Raw genomic sequence first — 24,352 nt, forward strand, 5'->3', positions numbered from 1 at the left:
CCCATTTCTTGTCGGTCCCGTCCCGGAACTGAAACACGGAAGCCTGTGTTCCAGGTGTCATCAGGCGAATCACAGCGAACTGAGGGCCTTCTCAGGGTGCGCACAGGAATGACTACGAGTTGCCACAAGAAGATCCCTTAGCGTCCCGAGAATGCATTTCGATTCCTCCGTCGAAAACCGTGCCAGTGGGCGCGGAAGCCACCGCAAGCGTGGAAAAGGGGCCGATGAGGGCCCCGTCTTCGTCGACAGCTCCGGGCGGCGGGCCAAACTGCTGCGCAGGTTCGGCCTTGCCGTGGTCGTCGCCTGCCTGGGCTACGCGGTCGTCCTCGGCCTGTCCTTCATGGGGTGGGGTGTGTCCGTGAGCACGACCGACCTGCTGCCCTTCGGCGGTGGAGGCGGCGGCGCCGGCACCGGTCGTGGTCCGGCCGACGCCGGGTACGGAGCCCCTGGCGGCGCCGGTCAGCAGCAGGGAACGCCTCCGGCCACCCGCCCCTCCCCCTCGCCCAGCCCTTCGCTGCCCGCCCCCTCTGCGTCAGCCACCGCCGACGCCACTGACGCGCAGTAAGGGAAGACATGACTCGCAACACCTCCGCGCGGCGCCGTCGCCGCGCCGCTCCCTCCCGCTTCGAACGCGCCGGGCGCCGGGCCGCAGCTCTGCAGCGGCCACGCGTCGTCCTCGCGCTCGTTCTCGTCCTGGGACTCGTCAGCGTGATGCTGCTCGACGGATATCTGCGGGCCGAGGTCCTGGGCGACCACCGCGTGCGCACCGACGCGGCCTACGACAAGGTGCCGCAGCGCATCCTCGACGGCGGCCCGATTCTGACCTCGGCCAACGGTTCCATGCGGACGCAGTCCGTTCCGAAGAAGACCATCGTGCTCACCTTCGACGACGGTCCCGACGCCACGTACACCGAGAAGGTCCTCAAGATCCTCGCGGACAACGATGTGGACGGCACGTTCTTCCTCGTGGGTTCCATGATCGCCCGGCACCCCGGCATCGTGAAGGACATGGTCGCCCAGGGGAACGAGGTCGGCCTGCACACCTTCACCCACGTCGACCTCTCCTACCAGAGTGACGCCCGGGTCAAGCGTGAACTCACACAGACCCAGCTGGCCCTGGCGGGAGCGGCCGGCATCACCACGAAGCTGGTGCGCGCGCCCTACTCGTCCGAGGCCTCCGCGATCGACAACTACAGCTGGCCGGTCTACAAGAAGCTCGGCGCCATGGGCTACACCAGCGTCTTCGTCGACACCGACAGCGACGACTGGAAGAAGCCGGGCGTCTCGAAGATCGTCCAGTGGGCGACGCCCAAGAAGAACAAGGGCGCGTCGGTGCTCTTCCACGACGCCGGCGGCAACCGTGACCAGACGCTCAAGGCGCTGCCGAAGTACATCAAGAAGATGAAGGCGAAGGGCTACACCTTCACGACGGTCAGCGGCGCCATGGCCAAGTCCGCGGCACGGGGAGGCTCCGCGCAGAACCGTTCCGCACTGAACGGTTCCGCACAGGACAGCTCCGCACAGGACAGCTCCGCACAGGACAACGGCGTACAGGCCGGCGGGACGCAGGACGCGGGCGCTCAGGGCGGCGGGGCGCAGAGGTCCGGTCAGATACCGGGTAGCGCGGCAGCCCCGCAGGGGACCCCTCCTTCCTCCGGCACGAACGTTCCGGGCCGCGCCCGGAACGTCGACCAGGCCGCCCACTCCAAAGCCGCCGGCACCACCCTCTACGAAGGCAAGGCGCTCATCGCGGCGGTCGCGATCGCCGAGTGGACCGTGCCGACGCTGGCCGTCTTCCTCGCGGTCGTCGGAGTCGCGGTCATGGCGCGATTCGCGATGATGCTGGTCCTCGCACGGCGCCACTACCGGCAGCGCAACAAGCGCCGCTTCAGCTGGGGGCCGCCCGTGACGAGGCCGGTGAGCGTGATCGTGCCTGCGTACAACGAGAAGGAGTGCATCGCCAACACCCTCAACTCTCTCGCACAGAGCACACATCCCATCGAGATCATCGTCGTGGACGACGGCTCCACCGACGGCACGAAGGAGATCGCCGAGTCCCTCGGCCTGCCCAACGTGCGGGTGATCCATCAGGAGAACGCGGGCAAGCCGGCGGCGCTCAACAACGGTGTCCGTAACGCCAGTTACGACATCGTCGTGATGATGGACGGCGACACGGTCTTCGAGCCGGACACGGTCCGGCAGCTGGTGCAGCCCTTCGCCGCCTCGGAGATCGGCGCGGTCGCGGGCAACGCCAAGGTCGGCAACCGCAATACGGTCATCGGTGCCTGGCAACACATCGAGTACGTGATGGGCTTCAACCTGGATCGCCGCATGTACGACCTGCTCCGCTGTATGCCCACCATTCCCGGAGCGATCGGAGCGTTCCGGCGCCAGGCCGTCCTCGAGGTCGGCGGCATGAGCGAGGACACCCTCGCCGAGGACACCGACATCACCGTCGCGATGCACCGCGCCGGATGGCGCGTGGTGTACCAGGAACATGCGCGGGCCTGGACGGAGGCGCCCGCCTCGCTCAAGCAACTGTGGAGCCAGCGCTACCGCTGGTCGTACGGCACCATGCAAGCACTGTGGAAGCACCGCAAGTCCCTGGTGGACAAGGGGCCTTCGGGCCGCTTCGGGCGAGTGGGCATGCCCCTCGTGGTGCTCTTCCAGATCGTCACGCCGGTCTTCGCACCGTTGATCGACCTCTTCACCGTCTACTCGATGATCTTCGTGGACTTCAAGGCGTCCCTGCTCGCATGGCCGGCCGTGCTCGGCATCCAACTCGTGTGTGCCGCCTACGCGTTCCGCCTCGACGGAGAGAGGTACCGCTACCTGTGGATGCTCCCGCTCCAGCAGATCGCGTACCGCCAGATGATGTACCTGGTCCTCATCCACTCCTCCATCACCGCCCTCACGGGCGGCCGGCTGCGCTGGCAGAAACTCAAGCGCACCGGCGAGGTCGGGACGCCGACGGGGGTGGGACGGTGAGCTCGGAGGCACAGGGGAATCGTCACCGAGCCGCTCGGCGAACGCGCGGAACGCCAGGTACGCCGGGCACGCCAGGTACGCCGGATACTCAAGCCCTGGATCAGGACACCACACCTCTCCGGGTGATCGGGCCCGGCCGAGAGCTCGCGCCCGAGGCGCAGGCAGCCCGGACAGGCGGCCGCGACCGGTACTTCGACACGCTTCGTGCCCTCGCACTTGTTCGCGTCGTGGCCTACCACACGTTCGGCTGGATGTGGGCGGGCCTCGTCTTCCCCTCCATGGGCGTCATGTTCGCGCTCGCCGGGTCACTGATGGCCAAGTCCCTCGAACGGCCCGCCGTTTCGGTGATCAGAAGCCGGATACGGCGGCTGCTGCCGCCCTTCTGGCTCTGGGGAATGTTCGTCGTCCTGGCGATGCTGCTGCACGGCTGGATGCCGGGGTGGCAGATCGTGTACTGGGTGGTCCCCCTCGGCGACCCGCCTGGCAACAGCTGGGGCATGCAGGCCTGGGAGATCCTCTGGTACCTGCGCGCCTACCTGTGGTTCGTGCTTCTGTCGCCGCTGCTCCTCAAGGTGTTCCGGCTGGCGCCACTGGCGGTGCTTCTCGCTTCCCTCGCGCCGATCGTGGTGCTCCAGTTCGTGTGGCAGGCGCCGGACAACCGGTTCGGCAGCTGTCTCCTCGACTTCGCCACGTTCCTGTTCTGCTGGCTCGTCGGCATCGCGCACCGTGAAGGCGTCCTGGCCAGGCTGCGTCCGGGACCCGTCGTCGTACTGTCTCTCGCGGCCCTGGCCTACGGTGCCTGGTTTGCCCTCACCCATCAGGCGGAGTACGGGAGTTACGACCTGGACGACATTCCGCTGGCGCAGGCTTTCTGGTCGGCCGGGTTCGTGACGCTGCTTATGTACTCGAAGGCGTTCTTCAAGGTCGACTTCGCGTGGCTGGCCCGCTTCGAACGGCTCGACCGGATCGTGTCGGTCTTCAACGCGCGGGCGATGACGATCTACCTCTGGCACGAGATCGCACTGATCCTCGCGGTGCCGCTGATCGACCAGTTCTGGAACGTGCCCGCGTTCGCGCAGTACCTGCCGCTGGAGAGCCAGTGGTTCATGTTCGGTGTCGGCTGGGTGCTGATCGCGGTGGCGATCCCGCTGGTGGGGTGGGTGGAGGACGTCGCGGCGAAGCGACGGCCTCGGCTGCTGCCGTGAGGGTCAGGCCTGCCTCCCTGAAGACCTGAATCCTGGGTTCGTGGTTCCGGCCCCTGGGCGCCCCGGGCGCCATGCCGCCCGGGGGGGCCTGTTGCGGTACGGGTGGCCGACTGAATGAACCGCAGGCCGGTGCTGTGTTGTTGCTGTCGGTCAGTCGCCGATGCGCAGCAGCAGCTTGCCCGTTGACGTACGTGAGTCGACGAGCCGGTGAGCGCCGGCGGCGTCCTCGAGCGGGAACTCGGCCGTGACGGGGAGCGTCACCGTGCCGTCGGCGACCGTGCGCATGGCGCGCTCGGTCAGTGTGCGCACCACCTGGGGGGCGGCCTGCGCGAGCGCCAGAATGGAGAAGCCCGCGACAGTGCGGCCCAGCGCGTACAGATCGGGCTGTCCAACCTGCCACGGCTGCTGCCCACCGGCATTGCCGAAGGACACCAGGCGCCCGAAGACCGCCAGAGCGTCGAGGCCGCGGCGCAGCGTGTCGCCGCCCACGGGGTCGAGGATCAGGTCGACGCCCCTGCCGCCGGTGGCGCTTCGGACGTCCTCGTCGAAGGTCTCGGTCGGAAAGACCTGGTCGTAGCCGTGCTGGAGGGCGTACTCGGCCTTGGCGCCGGTGGACGCCACGCCGTACACCGCGCCGGCGCCGGCCGCCCGGGCCAGTTGCCCGGCCACCGTGCCGATGCCTCCCGCCGCACTGTGCACCAGGACGCTCTCTCCCGCCTGAAGACGCCCCACCTCGTGGATCAGGCCGTACGCGGTCGGCAGCACGGTGGGCAACGTGGCCGCGGTTCGCAGGTCCAGCCCGCTGGGCAGCGGGAAGACGGCCGCGGCCTCGGCGAGCACGACCTCGGCGTAGCCACCCCCGTCGACGAGCGCGGTGACCTCCTGCCCGATGGTCAGCCCTTCGACGCCCTCGCCGACCGCCCGGACCCGGCCGGACACTTCCAGGCCAGGACGGTAGGGCAGCGAGGCGACCCGGTACCCCTCCGCGCGCGCCTTGATGTCGGCGAAGTTCACTCCCGCCCACGCGGCATCGATGCTCACCTGGCCCGGCCCCGGCTCGGGCGCACCGACCTGTACGAGTCGCAGCACTTCGGGACCGCCGTACTCCTGGAACTCGACCGCACGCATAAGTGAACCTGCCCTCCGTGAGTGTTCAACGAGAAGCGAACACTCAGACTGTATGATGAACATCGAACACTTGGCAACGGATGCACAGGACGCCGGGGGAGGAATCGGGATGGCGGCAAAGTCAGAGCGTGCGGGTGCGGGGTACCGTCCGGCACCCGTGCACACGCATCCCGACGACGTTCCACTCCTGACCGCCCTGTCCGCGCTGGCGGATCCCGTACGTATCCAGCTGATCCGCGACCTTGCCGGTCACCCTGACTGGGCGCTCAGCTGCAGCAACTTCGACGTGCCGGTCGGCCGGGCCGCCAAAAGCCATCATTTCTCCGTCCTGCGAGACGCCGGCCTGGTCGAACAGCGCGATCAGGGGCCCAAACGGCTGAACCGGCTACGCCGAGAGGAGTTCGACGACCGCTTCCCCGGACTCCTCGACCTCGCTCTTCGCGCCGACTCCGTCACCTGAGCCGGGAGAGCAGCCGACGCCATCGCTCGCTGCCACCGCGCGTGGGGTCCTGGCCGCCGAATCCGAGGTCGGCGAAGAGGCCGCCCCGGTCGCCGCCGAACGGAGCCCCGTATAAGGCCATAGACGGCACCGCCGAGCAGTGGGCGGCCAGCCCAGCACGGCAGGTGCCGCAGTTGATCGCCCACGGAACCACGACGAGGTCACCGGGAGCGGCGCCGGTCAGCGCGTCACCGGCCACGCACTCGTGGCCGAGCGCGAAACGCGGCTCGATGAGACCGTGACCGGCGATATCACCGCACGCATCGACAACAGGGCCTAGGCGTCCCGGTATCGGTCCCGGATCTCGGGGAGTTGCTGGAAGCCGGCTGACCTGTAGGTGGCGACGGCGGCCGCATTGATCACCTCGATCCGGACGCCTGGGTCCCCCACCGGCTCGGCGAGGTCGTGGTGCAGCGGCGTCCACGGCTCGGCGTCTTCCAGCCGTCCTCGCCCAGCAGATCTTGGACCAGTGCGCCCGCCGGCGCGTCGACGTACACCTTCCCCCCATCAGTACGCCGCGCTCCGGCCCGGTCACGTCCTCGACCAGCTGACGGGCCAGTTCCTCGTCCCGCCGGGCGTCCGGCGCGATCGTCAGCCGCAACAGCTCGGGCTCGTCCAGCAGCCCGACGGCGAGAATCCGCCCGTCCCGGCTCCACGTCCGGACCGCCGCGGCCGCCGCCTCCGCACCCGACCGCCAGAACCAGCCCAGGTCTCCCGGATGCAGTTGCATCGGCGCCCCGTCTTACTGCCACTGCCGCAGCACGCCCACAGCCTCGCTCAGCCAATCTCAACCGCCGCTGCCGACTGCCCCGGATCGGCCGGCAGGGACAGCGGCGTTTCACCTGTTGGGCATCGCCGCTCAGGCGCAGCGCCCCGCGGCCCAATTGCCGTAGGGTCGATCTGGATCAACGCTGATGGGGCGCCCGTCGACTCACCCCAGCGCCACGCATCGCCGCCAAGTGGGCCGCACGGCACTGCGTACCACTTCGGCCTTCCCTCTTGTCCAGACGCAACGTAACCGTGCCGTCCGATTCCTCCCTACCAAGTCCGCTCCCGCGCCAGAGGAAGATGATGACCACCGTTTCGCCCTCAGCCCGTCCCTCCCATCTGGACGGCGTCCTCGACGCGGTCCGACGTCGCAGCGCAGGCGAAGTCGTGTTTCAACAGGCCGTCGAGGAGGTCCTGCACACGCTCGGCCCGGTTCTCGACCGGCATCCCGAGTACGCCGACGCGCACATTCTCGAGCGCCTCTGCGAACCCGAACGGCAGATCATGTTCCGGGTTCCCTGGGTCGACGACCGCGGCCGGATTCAGGTCAACCGCGGCTACCGGGTGGAATTCTCCAGCGCCCTCGGCCCCTACAAGGGAGGCCTGCGCTTCCACCCGACCGTCGATCTGTCGGTCATCAAGTTCCTCGGCTTCGAGCAGATCTTCAAGAACGCGCTCACCGGCCAGGGCATCGGGGCGGGCAAGGGCGGCGCGGACTTCGACCCCGCAGGCCGCAGCGACGCCGAAGTCATGCGCTTCTGCCAGTCGTTCATCACCGAGCTTTACCGGCACCTCGGCGAACACACGGACGTGCCGGCCGGTGACATCGGCGTGGGTGGCCGCGAGATCGGCTACATGTTCGGCCAGTACAAGCGGATCGTGAACCGCCACGAGGCCGGGGTGCTGACCGGGAAGGGCGTCGGATGGGGCGGCTCGCAGGGCCGGACCGAGGCGACCGGGTACGGCACGGTGTTCTTCGCCCGGGACATGCTCGCCACCCGCGGCCAGGACCTGACAGGCCGCACCGTCGTGGTGTCCGGTTCGGGCAATGTGGCGATCTACGCGATCGAGCAGGCCCACCGCCTCGGCGCGAAGGTCGTCGCCTGCTCGGACTCCGCCGGCCATGTCGTGGATCCGGACGGCATCGACGTCGCCCTCCTGCGTGAGATCAAGGAGGTGCGACGGGAGCGGCTGAGCGCCTACGCCGCCGAGCGGCCGTCCGCCGAACACCACGCATTCGGATCGGTCTACGACGTGCATTGCGACGTGGTGCTTCCCTGCGCCACCCAGAACGAGTTGGGCGAGGACCACGCCGCCGCACTGATCCGTAACGGGGTGCTGGCAGTCGCGGAGGGCGCCAACATGCCCTGCACCCCTGGTGCGGTGGCCCGCTTCCGCGAGGCCGGGGTGCTGTTCGGCCCCGGCAAGGCCGCGAACGCGGGCGGCGTCGCGACCTCGGCCCTGGAGATGAGCCAGAACGCTTCGCGGGCGGCATGGAGCAGGGACGAGGTGACGGACCGGCTGGAGAGCATCATGAGCGACATCCACTCCCACAGTCGCGCAACCGCCAACGCGTACACCGGTGACCCGGACGACTACGTCGCGGGAGCGGCCATCGCGGGATTCATCCGCGTCGCCGACGCGATGCTCGCCCAGGGCATCGTCTGATCCGTACGGCCACCGGGCACGTCGCCGTCTCCATGCGAGACGGCGACGTGCCGGGAACGGCGACCGGGTGCCGCACGAGGCGCGCTGCCGTCGCGCTTCGCCGACTGGTGAGCGAGTGTTTCCCTGGTGCGCCGAGTTGACGGTGAATCACTTGGCGCCGAGGGCTTCGGCGAGGAACGTGAGGGCCTGCGTGATGGCGGCCTCGGCGGCATGGGTGACACGCAGCGCGTTGAGCATCAGGAAGTCGTGGATGATGCCCTGGTGACGGACGGCCGTGACGGGCACTCCGGCCTCGCGGAGCGCCTGGTGCGCGCGGAGACGGAGATCGCCACCTCCCTCACCGATCTGACCGGCACCCTGCGCATCGCCTCGTTCCAGACGGCCGCCCTGACCCTGGTTCCCACCGCGCTAGACGTGCTGCGCGACCAGCATCCACAACTACGCGTCCATGCCAGGCAGTTGGAGCCCGAGGCGGCGCTTCCTGGTCCTCACCGAGGAGTACCCCGGCAACCCCACAACGCGGGCCCCGCCGAACTCGAACAGGAGGACCTGCTCAGCGACCCCCTGCATCGCGCGCTGCCCGAACCGGCCGAGAGCCCGGACACGGATGGCCCGACAGCCGCGTTGCACTCACTCGCACACCACCCCTGGGTCATGGAACCCGAGGGCACCACCGCGCGGCACTGGGCCATGGCCCTGTGCCGCAACGCCGGCTTCGAACCCGACGTACGGTTCGAGACAACCGGCCTCCTGGTCCACCTCGTCGAGCAACGGCACGCCGCCGCCTTCCTCCCCGACCTCGTCCGGAGCGGACAGCCGCCGATCGTCACTCTGCGCCAACTCCCCCGCGGACAGCGCGCAAGCCGCGTCTTCACCGTCGTCCGCCGAGGACGCGCCGGGCACCCCGACATCCTGGCCTGCCGGAACGCCCTCCACCGGGCGGTCACAGTCCGCTCCTCACACGCGTAGGCCCGCGCAAGTTGTCGCGTCGGCCCAGCGGCGAGGTGGGCACCACGACCGTACGGGCGTGACGACTACCAGGACGCCCTCACCGTGAGCGCCCCGGTAGCCGGACGACCATCACCGGTGAACCTGTTCACAGAACTCATCGGCCATCGTCACCGGCCGTGCAGCCAGGTCGAGTTCGAGCCGGCCGTACATGGCGGGTTCGAACCGGCCGAACCGACTGCTGGCACCGCCGCCCCGATCGGGTCGTTGCCGACGCTAGCTCTGTCGTTGCTGACGCTAGCTCTGTGGGACGTCCTTGACGTACACGATTCCGTCGTATCCGGCCAGGTGGGCCGGGTCGAGTGGGGCGTAGCCGTAGTACGGGGACACGCGGGGGGCCGGCTGTGTACCGCCGAGGGCGGCGGCCAGGCGGTGGGGGTCGACGACGTGGCGGTCCTCCGGAAGCGAGTACAGGAGACCTTCGACGGAGTCCGGGGGCGGGGTGTCCACCCCCTGGTGCCGGATCGTGCCGAGGGCTGTGGCCACGAAGGCGTACCCCTCGCCCAGACGAGAGCTCACGAGCGCACCGGCGCTCCACCACTCGACCAGTCGGCCGCCCATCCGCATCGAGCTCTTGTCCCGCTGGAGGTGGCCGTTGTGGGCGTGCGTCAGTGCCGGGTCCCGTTCGGCGAGGGCGAGGAGGTTGGCGGCCATCATCGAATCCCGCAGGCCGACGAGCCGCGTCATGCGGCTCGGTGAGGTGTCGGCCATCCAGAAGTGGTAGCGCAGCAGGCCGGTCGCGGTGCGCCCGAACAGGCGCGCCCGGTCCCAGTCGTCCCTCGATGTCGCCGTGATGATGTGCGGCGTCTGCTCGTCGAGCAGCGCCACCAGATCGTCGGCGAGCAGCCGCAGCTCCCTCGCCTCGGCGGACTGCCCCACGGACTCGGCCGGGTCCATCATCGCCGCGGGATTGGTCCACCGGTCGTCGGCGCCGAGCAGGCGGTCGAGCGTCTCCGCCGTGCAGGGAAGGAGGTCGGCGTCCACCCGGGCCGAAAGGCAGCCGTGCAGTGCGGTGAGGGCCTGCCGGGGGCTCGCGGCGCCGGTGATCTCCAGCGGGCCGTCGAAACCGGCGAAGCGGAGCCGCTCGGGCGCGGGCCGCCCGGCGTTGTGGGCGCGCATCCAGCGTACGAGCTCGCGGTTGGCCGCCGACGCGCCCCAGCCGTGACTGAATCCATGCTTCATGACCTCGTCGAGGGTGCCCGTGCCGGTGGTGATGTAGTCGTCCACGACCAGGCCCCTCATGCAGTCGCTCTCGATCGCGATCGTCCGGTAGCCCTGCTGCTCCACGAGTTGCCGGAAGAGCTCGTTGCGCAGGTCGAGCAGAGCGTCCTCACCGTGGGTGGGCTCCCCCAGGGCGAGCAGCCGCGGCCGGGCCGGGAGCAGCTCCATGACGGCAGTCGCCTCAACGGGGTGGGCGGTGTCCTTGATGTCAGTAGCCATGCCTTAAACGCTATCGTTGAACTTTCGGTTGAAACTTTTCCACGATATCGGCAAGACCTGGCGGTCTCATGGGATCAAACCTTCAAAGCCGTGTGCGGCTCAGGCCGGTCGATCTGGCGCGCGAGCACGGTCTGTCCACACAGGCGATCAGGAACTACGAGGAGGCCGGCATTCTTCCGGCCGCCCGTCGGACACCCCACGGCTACCGCACCTATACGTCGCTGCACGCGGGAGCCCTGCGCGCGTTCCTCGCCCTGCTGCCGGGCCACGGCCACCGGACGGCGACGTCGATCATGCGGGCGGTGAATCAGGGCACGGACGAGGAGGCGTTCCGCCTCATCGACGAGAGCCATGCCCAGCTCCTCGACGACCGCCGGACCCTCCAGGCCGTGGAACGCGCACTTGGCGACCTGGAGCCCCTCACGGCGCCCGAGCCCGGTGCCGAGTCCGGGTCCGGCGGCACGTTCATCGGGCCGCTGGCCGGGAAGCTGGGGATCCGGCCGGCGACGCTGCGCAAATGGGAGGATTCCGGGCTGGTGCGCCCGCGCCGCGACCCGCGGACCGGATACCGCGTCTACGACGACGCCGACGTACGGGACGCCCGGCTCGCCCATCAACTCAGGCGAGGCGGCTACCTGCTGGAGCAGATCGCCCCGCTGATCGCCCAAGTGCGGGCGGCGGGCGGCCTCGAGCCACTGGAAGCGGCACTGAGCGACTGGCGCGGCCGGCTCTCTGCCCGCGGGCGGGCCATGCTGACCGGAGCCGCAGAGCTGGAGGGGTACCTCCGCGAGCGCGGCTGAGATTTCGGTCGACATCCGAAGAGACGCGAGGGCCAGTGGCGGTTCCCTTCGCGGCTGACCCGTCCGTCTCCTGCCCGAGGCGCCCGGCAAGGCGAGACGCACGAGCGAACTCGCCGCCGCCTGCGGCATTTCCCCAGGCGGGATGACACGCGTCGTCACCCGGCCGGAGAAGCGGGACTGGGCAGAGCGCGCCAAGTGCGCCCCTGACGGCTTCCCGCCCTCTGTCATCCGCCGGATTTCCTGCCGCCGCGCCGACGCCAGTGCCACACTGCGCCGACCACGACGGAGGCAATGAACAGGACGATGCCCACGACCGGCCAGCTGCTGTCGGCGATCCGCGCGCCGGTCAAGAGGGTGACCACGACCAGGACGACCGGCAGCAGCAGGGAAAGGAGGGTGCGGGCGGCGCCTGCGATCAGGGAAGGGTCGAGGTGCGACCGCCGCCGGGAGTCCGGGGCGGCATCGGTGAAGTAGAAGGCTGTGGCCCGGTCTGTCAATCGGGTGGTGGCCTGGTGGTACGACAGCGCCATGTAGGGCATCCAGATCAAGGGGGCGACGATCCCCACGAGGAACACCAGCCCCAGCAGAACCCATCGACATGCCTGCACCAGCCGGTGTGACCAGCCGATGTGCTCGGACGCGGTGAGCAGTCCCAGCACGCGAGCCATGCGCAGGGTCAGGTACCACAGCATAGCGGGACGCCGTAGCGCGGATCGCCTGCCGGTGGCCGCCTGTTTCCGATGGCAGGCCGCGAGGGCGTCCCGGGCCCGGCCGACGTTCTCATGCACGCCCTGGAGGACGAGGAGTTCGGCGGCACGGTCGTCGGCCGTGGGATCGCCGCCTTTCAGCGCGGCCAGCTCCAGGACCGTACGGGCCTGGCGGAGCAGCGCAGCACAGAACGCGACCGGCACGAAAATCAGGAACGGGCCGCCGACGAAGGCGCCTTCGGACACCGTGGCACGCCACCCCCTGGCAATCACCAGTGCGCGGAGCCCCGTCGCATCCACATCCGGGTGGTCGTTCTTGATACGGGCGACCGAGCGTGCGGCGGTCGGGCCGAAGCGCCGCACCGCGAAGGCGGCGAGGGTCTCGGGAAGGCGCTGCGGATCGTGGAGCGTCGACCTGAGGAGCCACCGTGCGGGCGACAGCCCCGGAGCGGTGTCAGAGGGTAGTGATCGCGAGTCTGGCACGGGGTGGCTTCGGTTTCATCGCGTCCTGCGGCCAGGTGCCGACCGCCGCGTCTCGAACCTTGATCAGTTCTTGCTTCTGGGACTGGAGCAGCGTGGCCTCGACCGCTTCGGCACTGCGGGACGCGTCGAACTTCGAAACGGTCAGCGTGGCCACGCTCGTCCTCCAGCGATCAGCCGGTCCTGGGGCAGTGCACATCAGTAAACGCCGAAGGCCGAAAAGCTGCATCCTGGGGCCTCGGCCTTCCCGAACTGTGGACCGCGCCGACGATCTCGGCGCTCAGGCAGTGTGCGCCTCCATCGCGTCGATGATCTCGGGCCAGAGTTCGCGCGGGCGGTCGTGGCCCATGTCGGGGATCAGCAAGAGCTTCGCTGCGGGTACGAGTTCCGCGGTGCGTTCGCCTCCGCTCGGGGTGATCAGCGTGTCGTCCAAGCCGTGGATCACCAGGGTTGGCACCCCAAGGGTCCGGAGCGCTTCCGCACGCGAGCCGTCGAGGATCATCGCTCCGAGTTGACGCCCGACTCCCGCCGGGTAGTAGGCCCGGTCGTAACTGCCGGCAGCCAGCTCGCGAAGGAGTGCGGCGTCGCCGTATCGCCTGGACGCCCACACCAGTTCGCGATCCGCCGCTGCGATGTATCCCTCGCGGTCCGCCGGCTTCGGGCTCAGCAGTACCGCTTGGGCCTCGGGATCGGACCGGCCGTATTCGGGTTCGCCCGTCGAGGACATCATCGACGTCAGGGTCAGGACCCGAGTGGGCTGGGTGATGGCCATCTTCTGGGCGATCATTCCGCCCATCGAGGTCCCGACCACGTGAGCGCGTTCGATGCCGAGCGCGGTGAGCAGGTCGAGGCCGTCGGCTGCCATGTCCGTCAACGTGTACGGGATCATGGCGAGCGCGGAGGCAATGTCTCCCGCGCTCACAGCCGCGACGAACCGGGCCATGTCGACGGGGTGCTCGTCGAACTTGGTGGACAGCCCGCAGTCGCGGTTGTCGTAACGGATCGCGTAGCGGCCACGGTCGGCCAGTGCACGGCAGAAGTCCTCGTGCCAGGCGATCATCTGGGCGCCGAACCCCATCACCAGCAGGACGGGCGGGTCAGCAGGATCACCGAACGTCTCGTACGCGAGGGACATTCCGGGCGAGACTTCGACAAGTGGCATGCCGGGATCTTCCCAGCATCGTTTGTCTCCGCGCATGTGGAATATGGGCCGCCGGAGATGGGTGGTGTCGATGCCCTCCACATCTCACACGGACCCATTGCGTCCAGCACCCCTGGCCCGTGGCCGAGGGTGCGCGATGCTCCCCCGTCAACGGGCCCGGGCCGTGCCGTGCCGTCGGCGATGTGTGTCGTCAGACCTTCGTGGTCCTCGCCTGGTGTGTCGTCAGGATGCGGTGGATCAGGCGGGCGCCCGCTCGGGCGGTGCGGTGGTCGGTGTCGAGGTCCGGGTTGAGTTCCGCGACGTCGACCACGAGCGGCTTCCCGCTCGCCGCCACCTTGGCGCAGACGTGCTCGATGATCTCCATCTGCACTCCGTGGGCGGCCGGGGCGCTGACGCCGGGGGCCACTGCGGCCGGGAGCACATCGAGGTCGATGCTGAGGTGCAGCACGTCATGGCTGTCGATGAACTCGTCCGTGAAGGCGTCGACCACGGGCAGGTTCAGCACACCGCACTCGGTGTCCGGCAGGTAGCGCACACCGAGGCGGTCCGCGGTGCGGAACAAATGCGCGGTGTTGCTCGGCTGGCTGACCCCGAGCACCCGGTAGTCGAGCCGGTGCCCGCGCCGCTCCTCGCTCTGCGCCATCTGCAGGAACGGCGTACCCGAGCTCGCGCGCACGTCGTCACGGAGGTCGAAGTGCGCGTCGAGGTTGAGCACTCCGAGCCGCCCGCCGGCCTGGACGGCCCGCGTGGAGACGAGCCCCAGGTACGTGCCGTAGGCCACCTCGTGGCCGCCGCCGAGGACCACGACGGGAACACCGCGGTCGACGAGCGGGCCGACGACCTGCCCGAGCCGGTGGTGACCCGACTCCAGTTCCCCGTCGGCGACTTCGATGTCTCCGGCGTCGAGCGCGGTCAGCGGCGCAGGCAGAGCCATCGAGGCGAGGGCGGCGCGCAGTTCGCGCGGACCGTTCGCCGCGCCCTGGCGGCCCTTGTTGCGGCGTACGCCCTCGTCGCTGCGGAAGCCGACGAACGCGGCGTCCCACGGCCCCGGGGCGCCGGTGTCGGTGCTGATCGCGTGGTGCCAGCGCAGGTGCTCGTTCCCGGGGCCGTCGTCCCGGCCGTGCCAGCGTTCAGGGGCCGCGTCCACGGTGAACTCGATCGTGGCGACAGCACTCACTGGGAGTCGTCCCCCTCGGTCATCGGGATGCGCACGCCGCGGTCCTGTGCCACGGAGGCGGCGTGCTCGTAGCCGGCGTCGACGTGGCGGATGACGCCCATGCCGGGGTCGTTGGTGAGCACGCGCGACAGCTTCTGCGCGGCGAGTTCGGTGCCGTCCGCGATGCAGACCTGACCCGCGTGGATGGAGCGGCCCATACCGACGCCGCCGCCGTGGTGGATGGACACCCAGGAGGCACCGGAGGAGGTGTTGACCAGGGCGTTGAGCAGCGGCCAGTCGGCGATGGCGTCGGAGCCGTCCTTCATCGCCTCGGTCTCGCGGTACGGCGAGGCGACCGAGCCGGAGTCGAGGTGGTCACGGCCGATGGCGAGCGGGGCGGACAGCTCGCCGCTCGCGACCATCTCGTTGAACTTGACGCCGGCGCGGTGGCGTTCGCCGTAGCCGAGCCAGCAGATACGGGCGGGCAGGCCCTCGAACTCGACGCGCTCGGCGGCCATCTTGAGCCAGCGGTGCAGGTGCTCGTTCTCAGGGAAGAGCTCCATGATCGCGCGGTCGGTGGCCTCGATGTCCTTGGGGTCGCCGGACAGGGCCGCCCACCGGAAGGGGCCGAGGCCCTCTTCGAACAGCGGCCGGATGTGGGCGGGGACGAAGCCGGGGAAGTCGAAGGCACGCTGGTAGCCGGCCTTGCGGGCCTCGTCGCGGATCGAGTTGCCGTAGTCGAAGACCTCGGCACCGGCGTCGAGGAAGCCGACCATGGCCTCGACGTGGCGGGCCATCGACTCGCGGGAGCGGCGGGTGAAGTCGGCGGGGTCCTTGCGGGCCTGCTCGTGCCACTCCTCGACGCTCACGCCGACGGGGAGGTAGGCCAGCGGGTCGTGCGCGGAGGTCTGGTCGGTCACGATGTCGATCGGCGCGCCTATTTCGAGGAGCCGCGGGAAGAGCTCGGCGGCGTTGCCGGTGAGGCCGATGGAGAGCGGGCGGCGGGCCTCCTTGGCCTCGATGGCCAGGCTCAGGGCGTGGTCGAGGTCGTCGGCGGCGACGTCGAGGTAGCGGTGGGCGATGCGGCGCTCGATGCGGGTGGGGTCGACGTCGACGCAGATCGCGACGCCGTCGTTCATGGTCACCGCGAGGGGCTGGGCGCCGCCCATGCCGCCGAGGCCGGCGGTCAGGGTGATGGTGCCCGCGAGGGTGCCGTTGAACTTCTTGCGGGCGACGGCGCCGAAGGTCTCGTAGGTGCCCTGCAGGATGCCCTGGCTGCCGATGTAGATCCACGAGCCGGCGGTCATCTGCCCATACATGGTCAGGCCGCGGGCCTCGAGGGAGCGGAACTCCTCCCAGTTGGCCCAGTCGCCGACCAGGTTGGAGTTGGCGAGCAGGACGCGGGGTGCCCACTCGCTGGTGCGCATGACGCCGACGGGCTTGCCGGACTGCACCAGCATCGTCTCGTCGTCCTTGAGCGTCTTCAGGGTGCGCACGATCGCGTCGAAGGACGCCCAGTCGCGTGCGGCCTTGCCGGTTCCGCCGTAGACGACCAGGTCTTCGGGGTGCTCGGCGACCTCGGGGTCGAGGTTGTTCATGAGCATGCGCAGGGCGCCCTCCTGCTGCCAGCCGAGGCAGTTGAGTTCACTGCCACGAGGGGCGCGGATGTGGCGGGACTGGGGGGAAACGCGGGTCATGTTCCATACCTTTCTCTCCTGGTCGATGGCGGTGGAGTTGCGTGTCCCATGACAGGCGAGGGGCCGGACGCGTTCCAGCGGCGGCCGCCGAGGTTCTCGGATCCGAGAACGTCGCTGGCTAGCGGTGATGTGGGGGCGCTCAGGGGCGCGGGTTCTGTGCGGGCCGCCTCGCCTAGGATTGCCGTGGTGTTCGCGAATGTGGCGCGACGGATCCATGGGGTACGAGGACGGTGGACGGCTTGGTCGTGGAGGCTGCGGAGATCGCCCGGCTCTATGCGCGGCAGACGCCCGGTTCCGCCCCGGCCTATCAGCGGATCAAGGACCTTGTGGCCGGGGAGATCCTGGGTGGGCGCTGGCGCGAGGGCGAGGCTCTTCCCTCGGAGAGCCAGTTCGTCGAGTCGCTGGGCCTGTCCCGCATGACGATCAACCGCGCCCTGCGCGAACTGAGCGCCGACGGGCTGCTCCGGCGCGTCATGGGCGTGGGCACGTTCGTGGCGCGGCGCAAGAGCAGTTCCGCGCTGGCCGGGGTGCACAACATCGCCGACGAGGTACGGGACCGCGGACATGGCTACTCGGCCAGGGTGCTGTCCCTGCGCGAGGAGCTCCCCGACCCCGAGATCAGCGCTCAGCTCGGCCTCGACGGGCGGCGCAGCGCGTTCCGCTCACGTGTCGTGCACCTGGAGGACGGCGCGGCGGTCCAGTTGGAGGACCGCTACGTCCACCCGGACTTCGCCCCCGGCTATCTCGACCAGGACTTCACCGCGGGTACGCCGTTCACGTTCCTGTCCGAGGTCGCCCCGCTGGGCAAGGGCGAGCACATCGTCGAGGCGGTACTGCCGTGCGCCGAGGAGTGCGAGATCCTCGGCATCGGCCCGTCCGAGCCGTGCCTGCTCATCCAGCGCCGCACCTGGTCCGGGGATGCTGTCGTGAGCGTCGCGCGGCTGATCCATCCCGGGTCCAGGTACCGCCTGGTGGGGACGTTCGACGCCCACTGAGTCGGGCTGCCGTCAGCGTGCCCGCGTGGGGGCCGGTTTCGCGTTCGGGCGTCGGCCGGACATCGCGGCCGTCAGCCGTGCCGCCCCCTGCTCCAGGACCTCGCGGACGTGGTCGGGGTCGTGCCGGCTGTAGTGCCGCTGCCAAGTGCTGCTGAGTGCGGCGACGGGCCGTTCGTTGTGGTCGAAGGCCGCGACACCCAGCGACCGGAAGCCCTCGGAGACCAGCTCGACCTCCTCCGACCAGCCGCGTGCGCGGTCACGGGCCAGCAGGTCGAGGAGTTCCGACAGCGAGCGGGGTCCTTTTCCGGTGCGCGTGATGAGATCCGCCTGCCGGGGGAAGAGAGCCCGTACCTGTGCCGGAGACACGTGGGCGAGAAGGGCTCGCCCGTTGGCCGTCAGGTGGGCGGGCAGCCGGACGCCGATGTCGGTGACGAGGGAGATGTCCGCGTCGCCGGACCGGTTCGACGGGGGCCGTTCCTTGAGCAGGTAGACGGTCTCCGCGCCGTGGACGATGCCCAGGTGCACGGTCTGGCCCAGACGTGCCGAGGCGCTGCGCAGAATGGGGCGCGCGAGGCGCTCCAGCGGTTCGTGGCGCAGATAGGCCGAGCCGATCTCGAAGGACGCGACCCCAAGACCGTACGCCTGCTCCTTGGGGAGGTAGGTGACGAAGCCGCGGTCCACCAGGACCGAGAGGACGTGGTAGGCGGACGATCTGGGGATGTCGAGTTCGCGGGCCAGGGCCGCGGCCTGGACGGGGCCCGAGCGCCCGGCGAGGTGCAGCAGGATGTCCAGCGCGCGGCCGACGGCAGGCGAGGCACTGGACGCCGTTGTCCGTTCACCCATTGGTCCACCTCTTGACTCATCTGTATATACAGGAATATACAAGGGCCCTCGTCATGCGGGAGTGCTGACGAACGCCGTCGACCGGCACGTGATTCAGCCCCGCCACCTCACCCGGAACCCGGCGTTCCCAAGGAGGACCTGCTTTGTCCACCGACACCACGTCCCTGCAACGCGGGCTCAAGTCCCGGCACATACGGTTCATCGCCCTGGGTTCCGCCATCGGGACCGGTCTCTTCTACGGCTCCTCGGAGTCCATCAAGGCGGCGGGGCCCGCCGTCCTGCTGGCCTATCTGATCGGTGGCGCCGCGGTCTTCCTCGTCCTGCGCTCGCTGGGCGAGATGGCGGTGAGCCGCCCGTGCGCCGGGTCCTTCGGCGAATACGCCACAAAGTACCTCGGACCGCTGCCGGGTTTCCTCACCGGCTGGACGTACGCCCTCGAGATGGTCTTCGTCTGTCTGGCGGACATCACGGCGCTCGGCGTCTACATGAGCTTCTGGTTCCCGGACGTGCCACGGTGGATCTGGCTCCTCGCCGCCGTCGGCATCATCGGCGCGATGAACCTGTTCAGCGTCAAGGTCTTCGGTGAGCTGGAGTTCTGGCTCTCCTTCGCCAAGGTCGTCGCCATCATCGCGATGATCCTCGCCGGCCTTGCGATCATCGTCTTCGGGTTCGGCGGCAACGGCGACGCGGGCATCTCGAACCTGTGGAGCAACGGCGGGTTCATGCCCAACGGCATCCAGGGCCTGGTCCTGTGCTTCGCCGTGGTGATGTTCGCCTTCGGCGGCACGGAGATCATCGGCGTCACCGCCGGCGAGGCGCAGAACCCGGAGAAGACCATTCCGAGCGCCGTGAACTCCATCCCGATCCGCATCGTGCTCTTCTACGTGCTGACGCTGGCGGTCCTCATGTCGCTCAACCCGTGGGAGCACATCGGCGCGAAGGGCAGCCCGTTCGTCGAGATCTTCGCCGGTATCGGCGTCGCCTCCGCGGCCACCGTGCTGAACGTCGTGGTCATCATCGCTGCGCTGTCCGCGATCAACAGCAACATCTTCGCCGCCGGACGCATCATGTACGGCATGGCCGAGCGCAACCAGGCGCCGTCCGTCATGCGCCGCCTCTCCCGCAACGGCGTGCCGTGGATGACCGTCGTCATCATGATCGGCGCACTCCTCTTCGGTGTGCTCCTGAACTACCTCATGCCCGAGCGGGTGTTCCTCGTCATCGCCTCGATCGCGACCTTCGCCACGGTGTGGGTCTGGCTGATGATCCTCCTGTCCCAGGTCAGCGCGCGCCGCAAGATGTCCGCGCAGGAGGTCGCCGCGCTGAAGTACCCGGCGCCGTTCTGGCCCTACGGCCAGATCATCACCATCGCCTTCATGGTGTGCGTGGTGGTGCTCCTCGCGTTCTCGGACAGCACCCGGATCGCGCTGGTCGTCGGCGGGGTGTGGCTGGCCCTGATGACGTGCGTGTACCACCTCTGGCTGCGCCCCCGGGCCCGGCGGGCGGCAGCGGCCGACGCCGCGCCGCAGGTCTCGTACGAGAACGAGTCCGCCGAAGGCCGGGAGCCCTCGGACGAGGATGACGCCAGGGCCGGGATGGAGCCCGTGCACCAGCGATAACGGCGACAGAAAGGGCCGGCGGAACCGCGAGAGCGACGGTTCCGCCGGCCCTTTTCGCGTGGAGCCAGGACCGCCACCGCGCCCGTGATCAGCCCGGGATTCCGGTGCACGCGGCAACTGTCTGGGATCCCAGACAGTAACCCTCCGCAGCCACTGACGAAGACGTTCCGTTTTCGGGCTTCATGGAGTCATGAACGAAACCTTCGTAGGGGTCGGCCCCCTCTCCGTCGCCGATGTCGTGTCCGTCGCCCGGCACGGGGCCCGCGTGACCCTCACCCACGAAGCCCTGGGCGAGATAGCCCAGAGCCGCAAGGTGGTCGAGAACCTCGCCAACGACGTCGTGCCCCACTACGGCGTCTCCACGGGCTTCGGTGCCCTGGCCACCCGTCACATCCCGCTGGAGCTGCGCGCGCAGCTCCAGCGCAGCCTCGTGCGCTCGCACGCCGCCGGCTCCGGCGCCGAGGTCGAGCGCGAGGTCGTCCGCGCCCTCATGCTGCTGCGTCTGTCGACGCTCGCCACCGGCCGCACCGGTGTGCGCCCCGACACCGCCCAGGCCTACGCCGACCTGCTCAACGCCGGCATCACCCCGGTCGTCCACGAGTACGGCTCGCTCGGCTGCTCCGGCGACCTCGCCCCGCTCGCCCACTGCGCCCTCGCCGTCATGGGCGAAGGCCAGGTACGTGACGCGAAGGGCGACCTGATGCCCGCCGCGGACGCGCTCGCCGCCGCCGGCCTCTCCCCCGTCACGCTGCACGAGAAGGAGGGCCTGGCCCTCATCAACGGCACCGACGGCATGCTCGGCCAACTCGTCATGGCCGCGCACGACTTGCAGATGCTGCTGCGCACCGCCGACATCGCCGCCGCCATGAGCGTCGAGGGCCAGCTCGGCACGGACGCCGTGTTCGCCGCCGACCTCCAGTCCCTGCGACCGCACCCGGGCCAGGGTTCGAGTGCCGCCAACCTCACCGCCCTCCTGAAGGGTTCGGAGATCGTCGCGAGCCACCGCGGTCCGGAGTGCACCCGGGTCCAGGACGCGTACTCGCTGCGCTGCACCCCGCAGGTCCACGGCGCCGCCCGCGACACGCTGGCGCACGCCGAGACGGTCGCCGCGCGTGAGCTGGCCAGCGCCATCGACAACCCCGTCGTCACGCCGGACGGGCGCGTCGAGTCCAACGGCAACTTCCACGGCGCGCCCGTGGCATGTGTCCTGGACTTCCTGGCCATCTCCGTCGCCGACGTGGCCTCCGTCAGTGAGCGGCGTACCGACCGCTTCCTCGACGTCGCGCGCAACCACGGCCTGAACGCCTTCCTCGCCGACGACCCGGGCGTGGACTCCGGCCACATGATCGCCCAGTACACCCAGGCGGGCATCGTCTCCGAGCTCAAGCGCCTCGCCGCGCCCGCCTCGGTCGACTCCATCCCCTCCAGCGCCATGCAGGAGGACCACGTCTCGATGGGGTGGGCCGCGGCCCGCAAGCTGCGCCGCGCCATCGACGGCCTGACCCGCGTGGTCGCCGTCGAGATCCTCACCGCGGCCCGCGCGCTCGACCTCCGTGGCCCCCTGGCCCCCGCGCCCGCCACGGCGGCCGTCCTGGCCGGACTGCGCCGCGATGTCGAGGGCCCCGGCACCGACCGGTACCTCGCTCCCGAGATCGAGGCCGCCGTGCAGTTCGTGGCCACCGGCGGCGCCCTCGCGGCCGCCGAGTCGGTGACCGGCCCGCTGGGCTGAACCGATCGGACCTGGTTCCTGTGACTGTTCGCGCCTGGTCCACGTGACCGTTCGCGCCTGGTCCACGTAAGCCGAACTCCCGCCGCCGGCCTGTCCGGCGGCGGGAGTTCGGCTTCCGCGTGGGGCGCACTGCTTCTAGGTGAGGGGTCCCGCCGTCTGTGTACGGGCCTGTGCGTCGGCCACCCCGCCGATGCGCCGGCTCAGTTGGTTCGCCGTACGGGTCACCTGCGCGGCGATCCGCCGCTGTTGCTCGGCCCCGACCTCGTCGCCGCGGAAAGTGACCGCGACACCGGCGACGGGGTGCGCGCCGTGGTCGAGCACCGCGGCTGCCACGGACGAGAAGCCCGGCGTCACCTCGCCGTCCTCCGTGGCGTACCCCCGCCGCCGCGCCTCCACGAGGAGTTGGCGGAGCGCGGTCAGCGAACCGGGACCGGACTCGTTGCGCAGGACGAAGGCCGACGGGTCGGGGAACAGGGCCCGCACCTGCGCCTGCGGCAGACGGGCCAGGACGGCCCGGCCGCTGGCGGTGAGGTGGGCCGGCAGCCGGACACCGACCTCGGTCACCAGGGGCGCACGTCCCGGCGCCCGTTCCTCGATCACGTAGATGACCTCGCGGCCGTGCAGTACGGCGAGGTGCGCGTTGTGGCCCGTGCTGTCGACGAGCTTGGCCAGCGGCACCCGCGCCAGGCGCTGGAAGGGCGCCTGTCTGCTGTATCCGGAGGCGAGTTCGAAGGCGCTGACGCCCAAGCCGTAGCGTCGCTCCTCCAGCAGGTGCACGACGAAGCCCTCGCGCGCCAGGGTGTCGAGCAGGTGGTACGTCGTCGAGCGGGGAAGCCCGACGTCACGGCTGATCGCCGCGGCGGGTACGGGCCCTGCCTGGCCCGCGAGATAGCGGAGGATGGCCAGCACCTGGGTGGCGGCGGGAACGGGAGACATACCGGGAGGTTACGTCCGCCCGCCGGCCCCGCTCCGGACCACCCGTACGAAGTCTGGGATACGAGACGCAATGCGGGCGGCGGCCCTGGCACCGCCCCCGGGGCCTGGTGCTTGATGGAAGCCCCCGGTGCGGACGCGCGATGAACGCCGTCCGCACCGGGGCACTCACTCATCCGCTGCCCGGCCGTGTGCCCACGGATCACGCCGCGCCGCCAGGACCTGGCCGCAGCATCCACGGAGAGATTCACATGCCAGTCCCCCAGCCCCTCGCCGAAGCCCGACGCGCCGGAGCTGATCTGCCCGGCGCCTCCATGCTGATCACGAACATCGGCGCGCTGGTCACCAACGACGCCACGCGCGGAACGGGTCCACTCGGCCTGATCGCCGACGCCGCGCTGGTCATCGACGGCACCGACGTCGCCTGGGTGGGCCCCCGGGCCGAGGCGCCCGCGACCGACCGCAGCTTCGACGCCCAGGGCCGGGCAGCCATCCCCGGATTCGTCGACTCGCACTCCCACCTCATCTTCGCCGACGCCCGGACCGCGGAGTTCAACGCGCGGATGTCGGGCCGCGCCTACAGCGCAGGCGGCATCCGTACCACCGTCGAGGCCACCCGGGCCGCACCGGACAGCGCGCTCCACGCCACCGCCGGGCGCCATGTGTCCGAAGCGCTGCGGCAGGGCACGACCACCGTCGAGATCAAGTCGGGCTACGGCCTCACGGTGGAACACGAGGCCCGGTCGCTGGCCGTCGCCGCCGCCCACACCGACGAGGTGACGTTCCTCGGCGCACATGTCGTGCCCGCCGAGTTCGCCGAGGACCCGGCCGGCTATGTCGACCTGGTGACGGGCCCGATGCTCGACGCGTGTGCGCCGCACGCCCGTTGGGCGGATGTCTTCTGCGAGCAGGGAGCCTTCGACGCGGACCAGGCGCGCGCGATCCTCAAGGCCGCGTCCGCCCGCGGACTCCTGCCGAGGATGCACGCCAACCAGCTCAGCCACGGGCCGGGCGTCCAGCTCGCCGTCGAACTCGGCGCCGCCTCCGCCGACCACTGCACCCACCTCACCGACTCCGACGTCGACGCCCTCGCGCACGGTGACACCGTGGCGACGCTGCTGCCGGGGGCGGAGTTCTCGACGCGGGCGACCTACCCCGACGCACGTCGTCTGCTCGACGCCGGCGCGACCGTGGCGCTGTCCCCCGACTGCAACCCCGGCTCCTCCTTCACGAGTTCGATGGCGTTCTGCGTCGCCCTTGCCGTACGGGAGATGGGCATGACACCGGACGAGGCGCTCTGGTCGGCGACGGCGGGCGGCGCACGGGCGCTGCGCCGCGACGACGTCGGCACACTGTCGCCCGGGGTGCGCGCCGACCTCGTACTCCTGGACGCGCCCTCGCACGTGCACCTCGCCTACCGCCCCGGTGTTCCCCTCGTCTCCGCCGTCTGGCGCGCCGGCCGGTGCGTCGTCCGGCCCACCTGAGGAATCCCGCGCGCCACCCCTGTGCGCGCCACCCCCGTTCGAT

At 70.0% G+C, this 24,352-nt stretch carries 20 protein-coding genes and 3 pseudogenes; 11 read left to right on the plus strand and 12 right to left on the minus strand.

Translation table 11 applies throughout. The features are described 5' to 3' along the window. Positions 1-151 precede the first annotated feature (151 nt). From OG456_RS49045 to OG456_RS49055, 3 genes are all read left to right on the plus strand, one after another. Positions 152-565 (plus strand): hypothetical protein, encoded by a 414-nt coding sequence (locus OG456_RS49045; protein WP_266571587.1) that lies wholly within the window; start codon positions 152-154, stop codon positions 563-565. A gap of 8 nt (positions 566-573) precedes the next feature. Beyond that, entirely contained in the window at positions 574-2,988 is a 2,415-nt protein-coding gene (locus OG456_RS49050; RefSeq protein ID WP_266571588.1) for a bifunctional polysaccharide deacetylase/glycosyltransferase family 2 protein, read from the plus strand. Positions 2,989-3,110: 122 nt separating this feature from the next. Beyond that, entirely contained in the window at positions 3,111-4,193 is a 1,083-nt protein-coding gene (locus OG456_RS49055) for an acyltransferase (protein ID WP_266571589.1), read from the plus strand. A 150-nt stretch (positions 4,194-4,343) separates the two neighbouring features. Here the strand turns inward: OG456_RS49055 and OG456_RS49060 are convergent, their stop codons facing one another. Beyond that, entirely contained in the window at positions 4,344-5,321 is a 978-nt protein-coding gene (locus OG456_RS49060) for a zinc-binding dehydrogenase (protein WP_266571590.1), read from the minus strand. 109 nt (positions 5,322-5,430) lie between these two features. Here OG456_RS49060 and OG456_RS49065 point away from each other — a divergent pair, with 109 nt between their 5' ends. After that, on the plus strand, positions 5,431-5,781 hold the full coding sequence (locus tag OG456_RS49065) for a helix-turn-helix transcriptional regulator (protein ID WP_266571591.1): 351 nt from the start codon (positions 5,431-5,433) through the stop codon (positions 5,779-5,781). A 64-nt stretch (positions 5,782-5,845) separates the two neighbouring features. Here the strand turns inward: OG456_RS49065 and OG456_RS49070 are convergent. Together OG456_RS49070 and OG456_RS49075 are read right to left on the minus strand one after the other, a co-directional pair. After that, positions 5,846-6,067, minus strand: a pseudogene (locus OG456_RS49070) (alcohol dehydrogenase catalytic domain-containing protein); the annotation flags it as partial. 113 nt (positions 6,068-6,180) lie between these two features. After that, positions 6,181-6,601, minus strand: a pseudogene (locus OG456_RS49075) (GNAT family N-acetyltransferase); the annotation flags it as partial. 290 nt (positions 6,602-6,891) lie between these two features. Between OG456_RS49075 and gdhA the strand changes: the two are divergent. Beyond that, positions 6,892-8,256 carry an NADP-specific glutamate dehydrogenase gene (gene gdhA / locus OG456_RS49080; protein WP_266571592.1) on the plus strand — a complete coding sequence of 455 codons (1,365 nt, stop codon included), beginning with the start codon at positions 6,892-6,894 and terminating at the stop codon, positions 8,254-8,256. Between the two features lie 147 nt (positions 8,257-8,403). On the opposite strand, the pseudogene OG456_RS49085 reads toward gdhA, so the two are convergent. After that, positions 8,404-8,556, minus strand: a pseudogene (locus tag OG456_RS49085) (esterase); the annotation flags it as partial. Between OG456_RS49085 and OG456_RS49090 the strand changes: the two are divergent. Further along, positions 8,518-9,225 carry a LysR substrate-binding domain-containing protein gene (locus tag OG456_RS49090; RefSeq protein WP_266571593.1) on the plus strand — a complete coding sequence of 236 codons (708 nt, stop codon included), beginning with the start codon at positions 8,518-8,520 and terminating at the stop codon, positions 9,223-9,225. The pseudogene OG456_RS49085 and the gene OG456_RS49090 overlap by 39 nt on opposite strands. A 276-nt stretch (positions 9,226-9,501) precedes the next feature. Here OG456_RS49090 and OG456_RS49095 read toward each other — a convergent pair whose 3' ends face one another. Then, the gene (locus OG456_RS49095; protein WP_266571594.1) at positions 9,502-10,704 is read right to left on the minus strand and encodes an erythromycin esterase family protein; all 1,203 of its coding nucleotides are present in this window, start codon (positions 10,702-10,704) and stop codon (positions 9,502-9,504) included. 68 nt (positions 10,705-10,772) lie between these two features. On the opposite strand from OG456_RS49095, the gene OG456_RS49100 reads away from it, so the two are divergent. Continuing rightward, positions 10,773-11,504 (plus strand): TioE family transcriptional regulator, encoded by a 732-nt coding sequence (locus OG456_RS49100; protein WP_266571595.1) that lies wholly within the window; start codon positions 10,773-10,775, stop codon positions 11,502-11,504. Between the two features lie 224 nt (positions 11,505-11,728). Here the strand turns inward: OG456_RS49100 and OG456_RS49105 are convergent, their stop codons facing one another. The 5 genes from OG456_RS49105 to hutU all read right to left on the minus strand — a co-directional run bounded on the left by OG456_RS49105 (position 11,729) and on the right by hutU (position 16,706). Then, positions 11,729-12,574 carry a hypothetical protein gene (locus OG456_RS49105; RefSeq protein WP_266571596.1) on the minus strand — a complete coding sequence of 282 codons (846 nt, stop codon included), beginning with the start codon at positions 12,572-12,574 and terminating at the stop codon, positions 11,729-11,731. Between the two features lie 91 nt (positions 12,575-12,665). After that, entirely contained in the window at positions 12,666-12,848 is a 183-nt protein-coding gene (locus tag OG456_RS49110; RefSeq protein WP_266571597.1) for a hypothetical protein, read from the minus strand. A gap of 123 nt (positions 12,849-12,971) precedes the next feature. Then, positions 12,972-13,853, minus strand: coding sequence for an alpha/beta fold hydrolase (locus OG456_RS49115; RefSeq protein ID WP_266571598.1), 882 nt, complete (start codon positions 13,851-13,853; stop codon positions 12,972-12,974). A gap of 190 nt (positions 13,854-14,043) precedes the next feature. Further along, positions 14,044-15,030 (minus strand): formimidoylglutamase, encoded by a 987-nt coding sequence (gene hutG, locus OG456_RS49120; RefSeq protein ID WP_266571599.1) that lies wholly within the window; start codon positions 15,028-15,030, stop codon positions 14,044-14,046. After that, positions 15,027-16,706, minus strand: a complete 1,680-nt coding sequence (gene hutU / locus OG456_RS49125) for a urocanate hydratase (protein ID WP_266571600.1) — start codon at positions 16,704-16,706, stop codon at positions 15,027-15,029. The genes hutG and hutU overlap by 4 nt, the downstream gene beginning before the upstream one ends. A gap of 245 nt (positions 16,707-16,951) precedes the next feature. Between hutU and hutC the strand changes: the two genes are divergently transcribed. Next, positions 16,952-17,701, plus strand: a complete 750-nt coding sequence (gene hutC / locus OG456_RS49130) for a histidine utilization repressor (RefSeq protein ID WP_266571805.1) — start codon at positions 16,952-16,954, stop codon at positions 17,699-17,701. Positions 17,702-17,713: 12 nt separating this feature from the next. Here hutC and OG456_RS49135 read toward each other — a convergent pair whose 3' ends face one another. Next, positions 17,714-18,544: an IclR family transcriptional regulator gene (locus tag OG456_RS49135; protein ID WP_266571601.1), complete on the minus strand. Its 831-nt coding sequence runs from the start codon at positions 18,542-18,544 to the stop codon at positions 17,714-17,716. 143 nt (positions 18,545-18,687) lie between these two features. Between OG456_RS49135 and OG456_RS49140 the strand changes: the two genes are divergently transcribed. After that, on the plus strand, positions 18,688-20,163 hold the full coding sequence (locus OG456_RS49140; RefSeq protein WP_266571602.1) for an amino acid permease: 1,476 nt from the start codon (positions 18,688-18,690) through the stop codon (positions 20,161-20,163). Positions 20,164-20,353: 190 nt separating this feature from the next. Further along, positions 20,354-21,892, plus strand: coding sequence for a histidine ammonia-lyase (hutH, locus tag OG456_RS49145; RefSeq protein WP_266571603.1), 1,539 nt, complete (start codon positions 20,354-20,356; stop codon positions 21,890-21,892). A 135-nt stretch (positions 21,893-22,027) separates the two neighbouring features. On the opposite strand, the gene OG456_RS49150 is transcribed toward hutH, so the two are convergent. After that, positions 22,028-22,828, minus strand: a complete 801-nt coding sequence (locus tag OG456_RS49150) for an IclR family transcriptional regulator (protein WP_266571604.1) — start codon at positions 22,826-22,828, stop codon at positions 22,028-22,030. A 311-nt stretch (positions 22,829-23,139) separates the two neighbouring features. On the opposite strand from OG456_RS49150, the gene hutI reads away from it, so the two are divergent. Beyond that, positions 23,140-24,309 (plus strand): imidazolonepropionase, encoded by a 1,170-nt coding sequence (gene hutI / locus OG456_RS49155; protein WP_266571806.1) that lies wholly within the window; start codon positions 23,140-23,142, stop codon positions 24,307-24,309. The last annotated feature ends 43 nt before the right edge of the window (positions 24,310-24,352 follow it).

This window comes from Streptomyces sp. NBC_01446 (assembly GCF_026340095.1).
Classification (GTDB): Bacteria; Actinomycetota; Actinomycetes; order Streptomycetales; family Streptomycetaceae; genus Streptomyces; species Streptomyces aureus.

Bases quoted from the DNA above. Each gene is read 5' to 3' on its own strand.
- OG456_RS49045 (WP_266571587.1), top strand. From the start codon at position 152: ATGCATTTCGATTCCTCCGTCGAAAACCGTGCCAGTGGGCGCGGAAGC.
- OG456_RS49050 (WP_266571588.1), top strand. From the start codon at position 574: ATGACTCGCAACACCTCCGCGCGGCGCCGTCGCCGCGCCGCTCCCTCC.
- OG456_RS49060 (WP_266571590.1), bottom strand. From the start codon at position 5,321: ATGCGTGCGGTCGAGTTCCAGGAGTACGGCGGTCCCGAAGTGCTGCGA.
- OG456_RS49065 (WP_266571591.1), top strand. From the start codon at position 5,431: ATGGCGGCAAAGTCAGAGCGTGCGGGTGCGGGGTACCGTCCGGCACCC.
- gdhA (WP_266571592.1), top strand. From the start codon at position 6,892: ATGACCACCGTTTCGCCCTCAGCCCGTCCCTCCCATCTGGACGGCGTC.
- OG456_RS49095 (WP_266571594.1), bottom strand. From the start codon at position 10,704: ATGGCTACTGACATCAAGGACACCGCCCACCCCGTTGAGGCGACTGCC.
- OG456_RS49100 (WP_266571595.1), top strand. From the start codon at position 10,773: ATGGGATCAAACCTTCAAAGCCGTGTGCGGCTCAGGCCGGTCGATCTG.
- OG456_RS49115 (WP_266571598.1), bottom strand. From the start codon at position 13,853: ATGCCACTTGTCGAAGTCTCGCCCGGAATGTCCCTCGCGTACGAGACG.
- hutU (WP_266571600.1), bottom strand. From the start codon at position 16,706: ATGACCCGCGTTTCCCCCCAGTCCCGCCACATCCGCGCCCCTCGTGGC.
- OG456_RS49135 (WP_266571601.1), bottom strand. From the start codon at position 18,544: ATGGGTGAACGGACAACGGCGTCCAGTGCCTCGCCTGCCGTCGGCCGC.
- hutH (WP_266571603.1), top strand. From the start codon at position 20,354: ATGAACGAAACCTTCGTAGGGGTCGGCCCCCTCTCCGTCGCCGATGTC.
- OG456_RS49150 (WP_266571604.1), bottom strand. From the start codon at position 22,828: ATGTCTCCCGTTCCCGCCGCCACCCAGGTGCTGGCCATCCTCCGCTAT.
- hutI (WP_266571806.1), top strand. From the start codon at position 23,140: ATGCTGATCACGAACATCGGCGCGCTGGTCACCAACGACGCCACGCGC.